This window comes from Streptomyces sp. SID9727, from assembly GCF_010550605.1.
Taxonomy (GTDB): Bacteria; Actinomycetota; Actinomycetes; order Streptomycetales; family Streptomycetaceae; genus Streptomyces.
Genome location: NZ_JAAGNI010000404.1, coordinates 1 through 12,735, shown reverse-complemented (window position 1 = coordinate 12,735; position 12,735 = coordinate 1). Strand labels below are relative to the sequence as shown.

The window sequence follows — 12,735 nt, the reverse complement described above, 5'->3', positions numbered from 1 at the left end:
GGCGGCCGCGGCCCGGTCCGCGACGGTGAGGACGGTGCCCTCGACGGGGTGGGCGACGGCCTCGCGGGCCCAGGCGGCGGCCCGGTCGAGGGCGAGGCGCATCCGGTCGCCGCCGGTGCCCTCCGCGAGGACGCCGGCCATGCCGCGCAGGAGCTGGGCGAGGATGGTGCCGGAGTTGCCGCGGGCGCCGATGAGGGCGCCGTGGGCCATGGCCCGTACGGCGTCCGCCGCGGAGGGCACCGAGGTGCCGGTCTCGTGGGCGGCGAAGACCGCCTCGACGGCGGCCGCCGCGGATTCCACGGTCAGGTAGAGGTTGGTGCCGGTGTCCCCGTCGGCGACGGGGTAGACGTTGATCGCGTCGATCGCCTCCCGCTCCCGGCCGAGCGCTTCGAGGGCCAGGGAGCACCAGCTCCGTACCGCGACGGCATCCGGTTCGTCGGCGGTCTGCGGCACCTCGGGTCCTCCTCGGACGGGACTCGGAACGGGGACTCGTGACGGGGGCGGGGCGGCTGGCTGCACCGCAGGTTAGCCCCGGTCGGGGGGTGCGGGCGGTCCGGGGGCGGGGAGGGCGGGGGCGGAAGACATGGTAGTTTCGTATCTCCGGAGCAGGCGTTGTATGCTGCTTCGGTTGCCCGATGAAAGTCGGGCCATTCCCCCGGTACCGCCACTTCAGTCCTTGAATCCGGCGTACCGGAATTCACTGTAAGTGCATCTGAAGTCTTTGGAGTGACCCGTGGCTGCCAACTGCGACGTTTGCGGCAAGGGGCCGAGCTTCGGCAACAACATTTCGCACTCGCACCGCCGTACGTCCCGTCGCTGGAACCCCAACATCCAGCGCGTGCGTGCCGTGGTCGGTCGGACGCCGAAGCGGCTCAACGTCTGCACCTCGTGCATCAAGGCCGGCAAGGTCGCGCGCTGACGTTTCGTCGTAGCGCAGCCCTACCGGTTGCCCGAAAAGCCGGTCCACCTCGGTGGACCGGCTTTTTGCTGTGCCCGTACGTCAGTCCGCGTCGCGCAGCCGCCAGCCGTGGCGGACCGGGCCGATGCCCGCGCCCAGCGGGAAGCCCGCCTCGATCGCCCCGGTGACGTACGCCTTCGCGGCCAGGACCGCCTCCGGCACCCCGGCGCCCCGGGCCAGGTGGCTCGCGATGGCGGAGGCGAGGGTGCAGCCGGTGCCGTGGGTATGCCGGTTGTCGTGGCGGGGGGCGCGCAGCCAGTGCTCCTCGCTGCCGTCGGTGAGCAGGTCGACGGGCTCGCCGGGCAGGTGGCCGCCCTTGATCACGACCCAGCGGGGTCCGAAGGCGAGCAGCGCGCCGGCGGCCCGGCGCATCCCGGCCTCGTCGGTGACGGTGATGCCCGTGAGCTGCGCCACCTCGTCCAGGTTGGGCGTCGCCACGGTCGCCACGGGGAGCAGCTTCGTGCGGACGGATGCGAGGGCGTCGGCGGCGAGGAGCGGGTCGCCGTGCTTGGAGACGCCGACCGGGTCCACGACGACGGGCGCCCCGGCGTCCGCGAGGAGTTCCGCGACGGTCTCCACGAGCGGGGCGGACGCCAGCATCCCGGTCTTGACGGCGTCGACGCCGATGTCGTCCACGACGCTGCGGTACTGGGCGCGGACCGCCTCGGCGGGCAGTTCCCAGGCGCCCTGGACGCCGAGGGAGTTCTGCGCGGTGACGGCGGTGAGCACGCTCATCCCGTGCGTGCCCAGCGCGAGCATCGTCTTGAGGTCGGCCTGGATGCCCGCACCGCCGCCGGAGTCGGATCCGGCGACGGTGAGCACGCGGGGCGGTACGGAGAGAGGTATCGGCATACGCCGCAATCTACTGGGCGTCCTCGATGTCGCCGAAGTGGTCCCAGCCGTTCTTGCTGGTCCAGGGCGCCCCGTCGACCGTCACCTGGGGCAGCGCCGAGGGGTTGAGGACCTCGCCGATCACCTTCCAGCGGGCCGGCAGCTTCACGTCGGGCGGGAAGGTCGCGACGATGGCGTGGTCCTCGCCGCCGGTCAGCACCCACTGCATGGGGTCGACGCCGACGGCCTGCCCGATGTCCGACATCTGGGACGGCACGTCGATGAGCCCGGACCGCAGGTCGATGCGGACCTTGCTGGCCTCGGCGATGTGCCCGAGGTCGGCGACGAGCCCGTCGCTGACGTCGGTCATGGCGGTGGCGCCGAGTCCGGCGGCGGCGGGGCCCGCGTGGTACGGCGGCTCGGGGCGCCGGTGGGCCTCCACGAAGGCGCGCGGTGAGCGGAAGCCCCGGGAGAGCACGGCGTACCCGGCGGCGGACCAGCCGAGCCAGCCGGTGACGGCGACGACGTCCCCGGGCTGGGCGCCGGCCCGGGTGACGGGTTCGTGGTTGCGCAGGTCGCCGAGCGCGGTGATCGAGACGGTGATGAGGTCGCCGCGCACGACGTCCCCGCCGACCACGGCCGCCCCCGCGACCTGGCACTCGTCGCGCAGTCCGTCCATCAGCTCGGCGGCCCAGGTGACCGGGAGTTCGGCGGGGACGACGAGGCCGAGCAGGAGCGCGGTGGGCACGGCGCCCATGGCGGCGATGTCGGCGAGGTTCTGCGCGGCGGCCTTGCGGCCCACGTCGTACGCCGTCGACCAGTCGCGCCGGAAGTGCCGTCCCTCCAGCAGGATGTCCGTGCTGGCCACGACCCTGCGGTCGGGGGCTGTCACGACCGCGGCGTCGTCGCCCGGGCCGAGCCGGACCGCCGGGGTGGTGGTGAGCCGGGAAGTGAGCTCCCTGATGAGCCCGAACTCCCCCAACTCGCCCACGGTTGCCTTCACCGAGTGTCACCTCTCATCTGTCGGGCCGGACGCTCCGGCCTGTCCCCCGTGCGCGCCGCCCCACTCGCGGTCGCGTGCCGTCTCTGCTGTCGGTACTGTCAAGAGTTACGTCGACTTGCGCGTTCTGTGCGCCACGCTGAGGACGTCATCCGGCCCGCGGGTCTCCCCGCTCCGCGCGGCGACGCGATAACGTGGCGTCCCTTTCCCCCACATGATCCTCGTGGCGCCCTGGAGGTTCCGTGGTACAGGCGTACATCCTCATTCAGACCGAGGTGGGCAAGGCGTCGACCGTCGCCGAGACCATCTCCAAGCTCCCGGGAGTCATCCAGGCAGAAGACGTCACCGGTCCCTACGACGTGATCGTGCGCGCCCAGTCCGACACGGTGGACGAGCTCGGGCGCATGGTGGTGGCGCGGGTCCAGCAAGTGGACGGCATCACCCGAACCCTGACCTGCCCGGTCGTTCACCTGTAGCCCCCGTCTACGCTGGGCCGGTGACGTCCTCCAGCCGCCGGCTCCTCCACCCCGTGCTCCTCGTTCCGTCCGCCGCCCTGGTGCTGCTGACGGCGGGCTGCTCCGGGGGCGACGCGACGGCGTCGGTCACGGTGCCCTCGCCGTCCCCGGAAGCCGCAGCCTACTGCCGCGCGCTGGACCGGGAACTGCCGGACACCGTCGGCGGTCTGGAGCGGAGTGACCCCGAACCCTCCTCGGAGCTGACCGCCGGGTGGGGGGACGGGGCGATCGTACTGCGCTGCGGTGTGGAGCGCCCCGCGAAGATGGACGACGACCAGTCGAAGGGCATCACCGCGAGCGGGGTCAACTGGATGCTGGAGCAGCGGGAGGGCGACGGCCCCCGGCTGACGACGACCCTGCGCGAGACCTACGTCGAGGTGTCGCTCTCGGAGGCGTACGCGCATGACACGACCCCGCTCGCGGCGTTCGCCCCGGCGGTGAAGAAGACGATTCCGAACCGGTTCTAGGGTGTGCGCTCCTCGCGGGGCGCACACCCTTCGCCGTGTCCGGGGTGGTCAGCGCAGGCCGGTCGGCCGGTTGAGCGCGGCCTGGATGAGCCGGTCCACCAGCTGCGGATAACTGACGCCGCTCTCCTGCCACATGCGCGGGTACATGGAGATCGGGGTGAAGCCCGGCAGGGTGTTGATCTCGTTGATGACGAAGCCGCCGTCCTCGGTGAGGAAGAAGTCGGCGCGCACCAGGCCCTCGCAGGAGCAGGCGTCGAAGGCTTCGACGGCGAGCCGCTGGACCTCGGCGGTCTGCTCCTCGGTGAGCGGCGCCGGCACGATCCCGGAGGCGGCGTCGATGTACTTGGCCTCGAAGTCGTAGAAGTCGTGCGCGGTGACCGGCGGGATCTCGGCCGGCACGCTGGCGCGCGGCCCGTCCTCGAACTCCAGGACGCCGCATTCGATCTCGCGGCCCCTCAGCAGCGACTCGACCAGGAACTTCGGGTCGTGGCGGCGGGCCTCCTCGATGGCCGCGTCGAGACCGGAGGCGTCCTCGACCTTGGTGATGCCGATGGAGGAGCCGGCCCGGGCGGGCTTGATGAAGAGCGGCCAGCCGTGCTCGGCGGCGAAGCCGGTGATGCGCTCGCGGGCGGCGGCCGGGTCGCTGTCCCACTCGCGGGGGCGGACCACCAGGTACGGGCCGACCGGGAGGCCGAAGGAAGTGAAGACGCGCTTCATGTACTCCTTGTCCTGGCCGACGGCCGAGGCGAGGACCCCGGCGCCCACGTACGGCACTCCGGACAGCTCCAGGAGTCCCTGGAGGGTGCCGTCCTCGCCGTACGGGCCGTGCAGGACGGGGAAGACGACGTCGACCTCGCCGAGGGCCTTGGGTACCGCGCCGGGCTCGGTGTAGACGACTTCGCGGCTGCCGGGGTCGACGGAGAGCACGACCCCGCCCTCCTCGGACTCGGCCAGCTGCGCCACGTCCGGCATGGCCCGGTTCGTGATGGCCATGCGTTCCGGTTCGTCGGCGGTGAGCGCCCAGCGGCCGTCCGTCGTGATGCCGATCGGCAGGACGTCGTACGCGGTCCGGTCGATGGCGTTCAGGACGGCGCCGGCCGTGACCACCGAAATGCCGTGTTCGGAGCTGCGGCCGCCGAACACGACGGCCACGCGCGGCTTGCGGAGCTGCTGCTCCGGGCTCTGGGGGAGGTTCTCGCTGCTCATATCGCGACGAGCGTACCTGCTGGTACCGGTCACGTCAGCGCGGCACGGGCCGCCCGGGGCGGGTGGGACCCGGGTGGCCTCAGTGCCGTTCGGCCTTGGCGCTGCGCGACATGAGCTCCTTGACCGCGACCTTCGGCGGCTTGCCCTCGTGGACGATGCCGACGATGGTCTCGGTCAGCGGCATCTCGACGCCGTGCCTGCGCGCCAGGTCGAGCACCGATTCGCAGGACTTGACGCCCTCGGCGGTCTGCTTGGTGGCGGCGATGGTCTCCGCGAGCGTCATCCCGCGGCCGAGGTTCATCCCGAAGGTGTGGTTGCGCGAGAGCGGCGAGGAGCAGGTCGCCACCAGGTCGCCCAGACCCGCGAGTCCGGAGAACGTCAGCGGGTCGGCGCCCATGGCCGCGCCCAGCCGGATGGTCTCGGCGAGGCCGCGGGTGATGAGCGAGCCCTTGGCGTTGTCGCCGAGCCCCATGCCGTCCGAGATGCCGACGGCGAGGCCGATGACGTTCTTGACGGCGCCGCCGAGTTCGCAGCCGACCACGTCGGTGCTGGTGTACGGGCGGAAGTACGGGGTGTGGCAGGCGGCCTGGAGGCGTTGCGCCACCGACTCGTCCCGGCAGGCGACGACGGCCGCGGCGGGAAGGCGTTCGGCGATCGGCTTGGCGAGGTTGGGCCCGGTGATGACGGCGACGCGGTCGTCGGACACCCCGGTGACGTCCTCGATGACCTCGCTCATCCGCTTGGCGGTGCCGAGTTCGACGCCCTTCATCAGGGAGACGAGCACCGTCTGCGGCTCCAGGTGCGGGGCCCAGTCGGCGAGGTTGGCGCGCAGCGTCTGGGAGGGTACGACGAGCACCGCGTAGTCGGCGCCGCGCAGCGCCTCGGCCGCGTCCGTGGTGGCCCGGACCGAGGCGGGCAGCTCGATGCCCGGCAGGTAGTCGGGGTTGGTACGGGTGCTGTTGACGGCCTCCGCGACCTCGGCCCGGCGGCCCCAGAGCGTCACTTCGCAGCCCGCGTCCGCGAGGACGACGGCGAAGGCGGTACCCCAGGAGCCGGTTCCGAAGACGGCGGCCTTCGCGGGGTGCGTCACGTGAGTCCCTCTCCTTGGGCCTTGCGCCGCTGTTCGGCCCGGGCCTTGCGGTGATCGTAGGGCTCGGCGGGTGCCTGCTGCCCGCGGATCTCCTCCAGTTGCGCGGTGACGGCCCGCATGATCACCTCGGTGGCCTCGCGCAGCACCTCGGGCGTCGGCTCCTGGCCGTAGAAGCGGGAGAGATCGACGGGCGGTCCGGCCTTGACCCGGAGGGTCTTGCGGGGCAGGAGGCGGATCTTCTTCTCGGTGGCGTAGGGCGGCATCACCTCGTTGGCGCCCCACTGCGCGACCGGGATGACGGGGGCCCTGGTCATCAACGCGACGCGGGCGGCGCCGGTCTTGCCGGCCATCGGCCACATGTCGGGGTCGCGGGTGAGGGTGCCCTCGGGGTAGAAGCAGACGCACTCGCCGCGCTCGATGGCGCCGACGGCGGCCCGGAAGGCGTCCATCGCGTTGGTGGTCTCGCGGTAGACGGGGATCTGGCCGGTGCCGCGCAGCATCGTGCCGACGAAGGCGCCCTTGAAGAGCCCCGCCTTGGCCAGGAAGCGCGGCACGCGGCCGGTGTTGTACTGGAAGTGCCCGTACGAGAGCGGGTCCAGATAAGAGTTGTGGTTGACCGCTGTGATGAATCCGCCGTCGGCCGGAATGTGTTCCGTTCCCCGCCAGTCGCGCTTGAACAGAAGCACCAGCGGCGGTTTCGCGATGACCGCCGCCAGGCGGTACCAGAAGCCGATTGTGCGGCGGGACACTCGGACACCTTTCCTCTGTGAACAAGATCGTGGAACTGTCTGCTGCCTGACTACCGAGGGTCAAGTCTCGCCCCAGGCCCCTGTTCTGTCGAGAACACCGTACGCCTCGCCCCGGGGAGCGGCCCTCCGGGTCGGCGCACCGGCAGGCGAGAATAGGCGGCGATGCGTATCGAGGGAGGGACCGCCACGAACACCGACCCGGTCGGCCGCTGGTCCCTGGTCGTCCCGTTGAAACCCCTGGCCCGGGCCAAGACCAGGCTGGCGCCCGCCTCCGGCGCGCTGTTGCGCCCCCGGCTGGCCCTCGCCTTCGCCCGTGACACGGTGGCCGCCGCGCTGTCCTGCCCGGATGTGGCGGATGTGGTGGTCGTCACGGACGACCCGGTGGCGGGGGCGGCGCTGGCCGCGCTCGGCGCCCTGGTCGTGCCCGACACCCCGGGGGCGGGGCTCAACGCGGCCCTCGCGCACGGTGAGCGGGCGGTCAGGACGGGCAGGCCGGGGGCGCCGCTGGCCGCGCTCAACGCGGATCTGCCCGCACTGCGCCCGGCGGAATTGTCCCGGGTCCTCGAATTCTCTGCCGCTTTTCCCCGCGCATTTGTTCCCGATGCGGCGGGAATCGGGACGACATTTCTGTCGGCTGCTCCGGGAGTGGAATTGCGACCTGTTTTCGGCGGACCGTCCCGGGTGCGTCATCTGGCGTCGGGCGCGGTGGAGATCACGCTGCCGGGGATCGATTCGGTACGCCGGGACGTGGACACCGGCGAGGATCTGCGGGTGGCGCTGGAGCTGGGCGTCGGCCCGTTCACGGCGGGCCGCTGGGCCGCGGGGGCGTCCGCGCGGGACCGATAGTCTGCACCCATGCAGGCGACCTCGTACACGTACGACCCCGAGACGCGGAGCGGCAGTGTGCTGCTCGACGACGGCACCCCGGTGGACTTCGGCGCGGCGGCCTTCGACGCGGGCGGCCTGCGGCTGCTGCGGCCGGGGCAGCGGGTGCGGATCGAGGGCGAGGGCGAGGGGGCCGGGCTGCGGATCAGCCTGGTGACGCTTCAGACGTTCTGAGCCCTCTGGGCCTTCCGGGTGGCCGTTCCCCGGACAGCCCGCGGGCCGGGCTCCCCGAGGGGAGCCCGGCCCGGCGCGTGTGGGGGCCTGTGCGGCCCTGTCTCACTTCTTGCGCGCGGTGGCCTTCTTGGCCGTGGTCGTGCGCGCCGTGGTCTTCTTCGCGGGCGCCTTCTTCGCCGTGGTCTTCTTGGCGGGCGCGGTCTTGGCGGCGGTGGTCTTCTTGGCCGCCGTCGACTTCGCCGGGGCCGGGGTGGCCTTCTTCGCGGCGGCCGTCGTCGTCTTCTTCGCCGGCGACGTCTTCTTCGCGGTGGTCTTCGTGGCCGCGGCGGTGGTCTTCTTCGCCGGGGTGGCCTTCTTGGCGGTGGCCTTCTTCGCCACGGCCTTCTTCGCGGTGGCCTTCTTGGCGGCGGCCTTGGCCGTCGTACGGGCGGAAGAGCCGCCGGAGAGGCTGCCCTTGGGGGCCTTCTTCACGGCCACGTCGTTCTTGGGGAGCTTCTTGGAGCCGCTGACCAGGTCCTTGAAGCCCTGGCCCGCGCGGAAGCGGGGCACCGAGGTCTTCTTGACCCGCACGCGCTCACCCGTCTGCGGGTTGCGGGCGTAGCGGGCGGGGCGGTCGACCTTCTCGAACGAGCCGAAGCCGGTGACCGAGACCCGGTCCCCCGCGACAACCGCACGGACGATCGCGTCGAGCACCGCGTCGACGGCGTCCGCGGCCTGCTGCCGGCCGCCGACCTTGTCGGCAATCGCTTCTACGAGCTGCGCCTTGTTCACGTCTTCCCCTTCGGAGACATCGCCGGAACGAATCTGTCCGGCTTTTTCGCACGTTAGGCAGATATATACCGCAAATCAAACACGAAACGGGCTAATCACCCTAGTGCCGCAACGAAGTCGACCGCCGCGCAGTTCTGCGGAGTCAGTCACCTTCGGGGAATCGGCCCTCGTCGAGGTCCTTCATCAACCGGTCCAGGCGCCTTGCCGCGCCCGGAAGATCGTGCTTCGCCGTGGCCGTGACGACCAACAGCTTCCGGTTCAACGCCATCCTTACGCCGTCCGGGACTTGCAGTGCGCGCACCCGGGAGTGCGCTTCCTTCAATTGGTCGGCGACTTGGCCGTAAATCTTGAGTTGGCTGTCGCGTTCCATGCACCGATTGTGCCATCTGGGGCGAGTTGTCGCCCGACGGGGTCCCAACGAACGACTGCGCCCCCTACCAGAAGGCAGGGGGCGCAGTCCTGAAAACGCGCTGATCAGGCCGGAATTGTGCGGGGCTTGTGGGTCGGCCGGGCCGCCTCGTAAGCCGCGATGTCGGCTTCGTTCTGAAGGGTGAGGCTGATGTCGTCCAGGCCGTTCAGCAGCCGCCAGCGGGCGTTCTCGTCCAGCTCGAAGTCGGCGGTGATGCCCTCGGCGCGGACCTGCCGGGCCTCCAGGTCGACCGTCACCTCGGCCGTCGGGTCCGCCTCCGTCAGCTCCCAGAGGGCGTCGACGGTCTTCTGGTCCAGGACCACGGTCAGCAGACCGTTCTTCAGCGAGTTGCCGCGGAAGATGTCGGCGAACCGGGAGGAGATGACGGTCTTGAAGCCGTAGTTCTGCAGCGCCCAGACGGCGTGCTCGCGGGAGGAGCCGGTGCCGAAGTCGGGGCCGGCCACCAGGACCGACGCGCCTTGGCGCTCCGGGCGGTTGAGGACGAAGGTCTCGTCCTTGCGCCACGCCTCGAAGAGGCCGTCCTCGAAGCCGTCCCGGGTGACCTTCTTGAGCCAGTGGGCGGGGATGATCTGGTCGGTGTCGACGTTGCTGCGGCGCAGCGGAACGGCCCGGCCGGTGTGTGCGGTGAAAGCTTCCATGATTCTCAGACTCCGGCGGGCGTGCGGTCGTCGGACAGGTCGGCGGGCGAGGCCAGGTGGCCCAGCACGGCGGTGGCGGCGGCGACCTGCGGGGAGACCAGGTGAGTACGGCCTCCCTTGCCCTGCCGCCCCTCGAAGTTGCGGTTCGAGGTGGAGGCGGAGCGCTCGCCGGGGGCCAGCTGGTCGGGGTTCATGCCGAGGCACATCGAGCAGCCCGCGTGCCGCCACTCGGCGCCGGCGGCGGTGAAGACCTTGTCCAGGCCCTCGTCGACCGCCTGGAGGGCGACCCGGACGGAGCCGGGGACGACCAGCATCCGTACGCCGTCGGCGACTTTGCGGCCGTCCAGGATCGCGGCGGCGTTGCGCAGGTCCTCGATGCGGCCGTTGGTGCAGGAGCCTACGAAGACGGTGTCGACGCTGATCTCGCGCAGCGGCTGGCCCGCGGTCAACCCCATGTACTCCAGGGCCTTTTCGGCGGCGTTGCGCTCCGAGGCGTCCTCGTACGAAGCCGGGTCGGGGACGCTGGCCGACAGCGGCGCGCCCTGGCCGGGGTTGGTGCCCCAGGTGACGAACGGTGCCAGCTCGGCGGCCTCGATGACCACCTCGGCGTCGAAGACCGCGTCCTCGTCGGTGCGCAGCGTCTTCCAGTACGCGACGGCGGCGTCCCAGTCCTCGCCCTGCGGGGCGTGGTCGCGGCCCTTGAGGTAGTCGAAGGTGGTCTCGTCGGGGGCGATCATGCCCGCCCGCGCACCGGCCTCGATCGACATGTTGCAGATGGTCATCCGGGCCTCCATCGAGAGCTTCTCGATGGCGGAGCCGCGGTATTCGAGGATGTAGCCCTGGCCGCCGCCGGTGCCGATCCGGGCGATGATCGCCAGGATCAGGTCCTTGGCGGTGACGCCGTCGGGCAGTTCGCCGTCGATGGTGATCGCCATCGTCTTCGGGCGGGCCATCGGCAGCGTCTGGGTGGCCAGCACGTGCTCGACCTGGCTGGTGCCGATGCCGAACGCGAGGGCGCCGAACGCGCCGTGCGTGGAGGTGTGGGAGTCGCCGCAGACCACGGTGGTGCCGGGCTGGGTCAGGCCCAGCTGCGGGCCGACCACGTGCACGACACCCTGCTCGACGTCGCCCAGCGGGTGCAGCCGGACGCCGAACTCCGCGCAGTTCTTCCGCAGCGTCTCCAGCTGGGCGCGGGAGACCGGGTCGGCGATCGGCTTGTCGATGTCGAGGGTCGGGGTGTTGTGGTCCTCGGTGGCGATGGTGAGGTCGAGCCGCCGCACCGGGCGTCCGGCCTGCCGCAGGCCGTCGAACGCCTGGGGACTGGTCACCTCGTGCAGCAGGTGCAGATCGATGAAGAGGAGGTCGGGCTCGCCCTCGGCGCGCCGGACGACATGGTCGTCCCAAACCTTCTCCGCGAGTGTCCTACCCATCGCTTTCCCTCCGGCCGGCGTCATCGCCGGCCCAACTAGAGATTCGGTGCGCCCCCGTCCGGACCCCCGTACGGGGCGGTGGCTACGGGCCGTTGTGGGGCCGCCGGTACAGGTTCGCAACTTCCGGGGAAAATTGAACTTGCGTTTCACAGAGTGAGACGCGAGTATCGTCGTATGGACAACTCTAGCGGCGTCGGCGTTCTCGACAAGGCGGCTCTGGTATTGAGCGCCCTGGAGTCCGGGCCGGCCACCCTCGCCGGGCTGGTCGCGGCGACCGGGCTCGCACGACCCACGGCCCACCGGCTGGCCGTGGCACTGGAACACCACCGGATGGTGGCAAGGGATATGCAGGGCCGGTTCATTCTCGGTCCCCGGCTCTCCGAGCTGGCGGCGGCGGCCGGTGAGGACCGCCTGCTGGCCACGGCCGGACCGGTGCTCACGCATCTGCGCGACATCACCGGGGAGAGCGCCCAGCTCTACCGGCGCCAGGGCGACATGCGCATCTGCGTGGCGGCGGCGGAGCGGCTGTCCGGACTGCGGGACACCGTGCCGGTCGGCTCCACGCTGACCATGAAGGCCGGTTCGTCCGCGCAGATCCTGATGGCCTGGGAGGAGCCGGAGCGCCTGCACCGCGGCCTCCAGGGCGCCCGCTTCACGGCGACGGCGCTCTCCGGCGTACGGCGGCGCGGCTGGGCCCAGTCGATCGGTGAGCGCGAGCCGGGTGTGGCCTCGGTCTCCGCCCCGGTGCGCGGCCCGTCGAACCGCGTGGTCGCCGCCGTCTCGGTCTCCGGACCGATCGAGCGGCTGACCCGCCACCCGGGCCGGATGCACGCCCAGGCGGTCATCGACTCGGCCGCCCGGCTGAGCGAGGCGCTGCGCCGCAGCGGCTGAGCCCCGGCCCGCGCCTCCCTCTCCCCCGTGGCCGCCCCAGCGTCGTGGCGGCCCCCTTCTCCACACCCCTTCGTACTTGGCGCCCGAGCGGTGCGCCGGCCGGTCCGCCGCGCGGCGGCCCCGCCCCTCCACCGCGGCCCCCACTCCTCGACCGGCCGCGCCCCGGTCGCCACGGCCAGTCCGGACGCCGGCATGTCGGCGCAGACGGACGTGTAGCCGCCCTCGGGCACGCGGGAGGTCTCGCGCCACGGCCCCACGTGCTGCCGGGACTTCTTCTCCTTGCGGTGGTGAGCCGGACAGCAGAGCGCGGCCGAGCAGCCCCCGGGCCTGTCCGCCTTCGGCTCCCGCAGCATGCGCGGCATCGCCGGCATGACCGGCGGCCGTGGGTGCACGCCCCTGATGGTGGTTGATCCGCATACCGATCGGCAGCGCGACGGCATCGCCCTCGGTCGCGGCGGTCGTCAGGAGGCCTCGGAGACGGCGGCGGCGCGGGCGGAAGTCGACGCGCTGCCCGGTCTGTTGGGCCGGACCGCCAGCGGGGCACGGGCACCGAGCGGGGCGGCCCCGTGCCGCGTACAAGCGAAAGGCCCCTCACCGGAGTGAGGGGCCTTCGCCTCTTGCCTGTTGTACCCCCGACCGGATTCGAACCGGCGCTACTGCCGTGAGAGGGCAGCGTGCTAGGCCGCTACACAACGGGGGC

At 71.7% G+C, this 12,735-nt stretch carries 16 protein-coding genes and 1 tRNA gene; 6 read left to right on the top strand and 11 right to left on the bottom strand.

Annotation, left to right across the window (positions count from 1 at the left end; translation table 11 throughout):
• A partial coding sequence (locus G3I41_RS28615; RefSeq protein ID WP_164403272.1) for a DAK2 domain-containing protein occupies nucleotides 1-453 on the bottom strand: 453 nt, incomplete at its 3' end.
• A gap of 280 nt (nucleotides 454-733) precedes the next feature.
• Between G3I41_RS28615 and rpmB the strand changes: the two genes are divergently transcribed.
• Nucleotides 734-919 (top strand): 50S ribosomal protein L28, encoded by a 186-nt coding sequence (rpmB, locus tag G3I41_RS28610; protein ID WP_026171429.1) that lies wholly within the window; start codon nucleotides 734-736, stop codon nucleotides 917-919.
• Between the two features lie 81 nt (nucleotides 920-1,000).
• Here rpmB and thiD read toward each other — a convergent pair whose 3' ends face one another.
• Together thiD and G3I41_RS28600 are read right to left on the bottom strand one after the other, a co-directional pair.
• The gene (thiD, locus tag G3I41_RS28605) at nucleotides 1,001-1,810 is read right to left on the bottom strand and encodes a bifunctional hydroxymethylpyrimidine kinase/phosphomethylpyrimidine kinase (protein WP_164403271.1); all 810 of its coding nucleotides are present in this window, start codon (nucleotides 1,808-1,810) and stop codon (nucleotides 1,001-1,003) included.
• Between the two features lie 10 nt (nucleotides 1,811-1,820).
• Nucleotides 1,821-2,792 carry a thiamine-phosphate kinase gene (locus G3I41_RS28600; protein WP_164403270.1) on the bottom strand — a complete coding sequence of 324 codons (972 nt, stop codon included), beginning with the start codon at nucleotides 2,790-2,792 and terminating at the stop codon, nucleotides 1,821-1,823.
• A gap of 239 nt (nucleotides 2,793-3,031) precedes the next feature.
• Here G3I41_RS28600 and G3I41_RS28595 point away from each other — a divergent pair, with 239 nt between their 5' ends.
• Together G3I41_RS28595 and G3I41_RS28590 are read left to right on the top strand one after the other, a co-directional pair.
• Entirely contained in the window at nucleotides 3,032-3,265 is a 234-nt protein-coding gene (locus G3I41_RS28595; RefSeq protein ID WP_030402344.1) for an Lrp/AsnC ligand binding domain-containing protein, read from the top strand.
• A gap of 20 nt (nucleotides 3,266-3,285) precedes the next feature.
• A complete protein-coding gene (locus G3I41_RS28590) occupies nucleotides 3,286-3,771 on the top strand; it encodes a DUF3515 domain-containing protein (protein ID WP_343242243.1) in 486 nt (161 codons plus the stop codon).
• Between the two features lie 48 nt (nucleotides 3,772-3,819).
• On the opposite strand, the gene G3I41_RS28585 is transcribed toward G3I41_RS28590, so the two are convergent.
• The 3 genes from G3I41_RS28585 to G3I41_RS28575 form a co-directional block, all read right to left on the bottom strand.
• Complete coding sequence (locus G3I41_RS28585; protein WP_164403269.1) at nucleotides 3,820-4,977, bottom strand: D-alanine--D-alanine ligase family protein; 1,158 nt, start codon at nucleotides 4,975-4,977, stop codon at nucleotides 3,820-3,822.
• Between the two features lie 79 nt (nucleotides 4,978-5,056).
• Nucleotides 5,057-6,067 (bottom strand): NAD(P)H-dependent glycerol-3-phosphate dehydrogenase, encoded by a 1,011-nt coding sequence (locus tag G3I41_RS28580; RefSeq protein WP_164403268.1) that lies wholly within the window; start codon nucleotides 6,065-6,067, stop codon nucleotides 5,057-5,059.
• Complete coding sequence (locus G3I41_RS28575) at nucleotides 6,064-6,816, bottom strand: lysophospholipid acyltransferase family protein (RefSeq protein ID WP_164403267.1); 753 nt, start codon at nucleotides 6,814-6,816, stop codon at nucleotides 6,064-6,066. The genes G3I41_RS28580 and G3I41_RS28575 overlap by 4 nt, the downstream gene beginning before the upstream one ends.
• Nucleotides 6,817-6,978: 162 nt before the next feature.
• Between G3I41_RS28575 and cofC the strand changes: the two genes are divergently transcribed.
• A complete protein-coding gene (cofC, locus tag G3I41_RS28570) occupies nucleotides 6,979-7,662 on the top strand; it encodes a 2-phospho-L-lactate guanylyltransferase (RefSeq protein ID WP_164403266.1) in 684 nt (227 codons plus the stop codon).
• Nucleotides 7,663-7,671: 9 nt separating this feature from the next.
• Nucleotides 7,672-7,875, top strand: coding sequence for a hypothetical protein (locus G3I41_RS28565; RefSeq protein ID WP_164403265.1), 204 nt, complete (start codon nucleotides 7,672-7,674; stop codon nucleotides 7,873-7,875).
• 102 nt (nucleotides 7,876-7,977) lie between these two features.
• On the opposite strand, the gene G3I41_RS28560 is transcribed toward G3I41_RS28565, so the two are convergent.
• From G3I41_RS28560 to leuC, 4 genes are all read right to left on the bottom strand, one after another.
• A complete protein-coding gene (locus G3I41_RS28560; RefSeq protein WP_164403264.1) occupies nucleotides 7,978-8,646 on the bottom strand; it encodes an HU family DNA-binding protein in 669 nt (222 codons plus the stop codon).
• Between the two features lie 142 nt (nucleotides 8,647-8,788).
• Entirely contained in the window at nucleotides 8,789-9,016 is a 228-nt protein-coding gene (locus tag G3I41_RS28555) for a hypothetical protein (protein WP_018102425.1), read from the bottom strand.
• Between the two features lie 104 nt (nucleotides 9,017-9,120).
• Nucleotides 9,121-9,714: a 3-isopropylmalate dehydratase small subunit gene (leuD, locus tag G3I41_RS28550; protein WP_164403263.1), complete on the bottom strand. Its 594-nt coding sequence runs from the start codon at nucleotides 9,712-9,714 to the stop codon at nucleotides 9,121-9,123.
• 5 nt (nucleotides 9,715-9,719) lie between these two features.
• A complete protein-coding gene (gene leuC, locus G3I41_RS28545) occupies nucleotides 9,720-11,144 on the bottom strand; it encodes a 3-isopropylmalate dehydratase large subunit (protein ID WP_164403262.1) in 1,425 nt (474 codons plus the stop codon).
• Nucleotides 11,145-11,318: 174 nt separating this feature from the next.
• Here leuC and ndgR point away from each other — a divergent pair, with 174 nt between their 5' ends.
• Nucleotides 11,319-12,035, top strand: coding sequence for an IclR family transcriptional regulator NdgR (gene ndgR / locus G3I41_RS28540; RefSeq protein ID WP_026237628.1), 717 nt, complete (start codon nucleotides 11,319-11,321; stop codon nucleotides 12,033-12,035).
• Between the two features lie 627 nt (nucleotides 12,036-12,662).
• Here the strand turns inward: ndgR and G3I41_RS28535 are convergent.
• Nucleotides 12,663-12,735, bottom strand: a tRNA-Glu gene (locus tag G3I41_RS28535).

Coding starts and splice junctions, on each gene's coding strand:
- thiD (WP_164403271.1), bottom strand. CDS start 1,810: ATGCCGATACCTCTCTCCGTACCGCCCCGCGTGCTCACCGTCGCCGGA.
- G3I41_RS28585 (WP_164403269.1), bottom strand. CDS start 4,977: ATGAGCAGCGAGAACCTCCCCCAGAGCCCGGAGCAGCAGCTCCGCAAG.
- cofC (WP_164403266.1), top strand. CDS start 6,979: ATGCGTATCGAGGGAGGGACCGCCACGAACACCGACCCGGTCGGCCGC.
- G3I41_RS28565 (WP_164403265.1), top strand. CDS start 7,672: ATGCAGGCGACCTCGTACACGTACGACCCCGAGACGCGGAGCGGCAGT.
- G3I41_RS28555 (WP_018102425.1), bottom strand. CDS start 9,016: ATGGAACGCGACAGCCAACTCAAGATTTACGGCCAAGTCGCCGACCAA.
- leuD (WP_164403263.1), bottom strand. CDS start 9,714: ATGGAAGCTTTCACCGCACACACCGGCCGGGCCGTTCCGCTGCGCCGC.
- leuC (WP_164403262.1), bottom strand. CDS start 11,144: ATGGGTAGGACACTCGCGGAGAAGGTTTGGGACGACCATGTCGTCCGG.
- ndgR (WP_026237628.1), top strand. CDS start 11,319: ATGGACAACTCTAGCGGCGTCGGCGTTCTCGACAAGGCGGCTCTGGTA.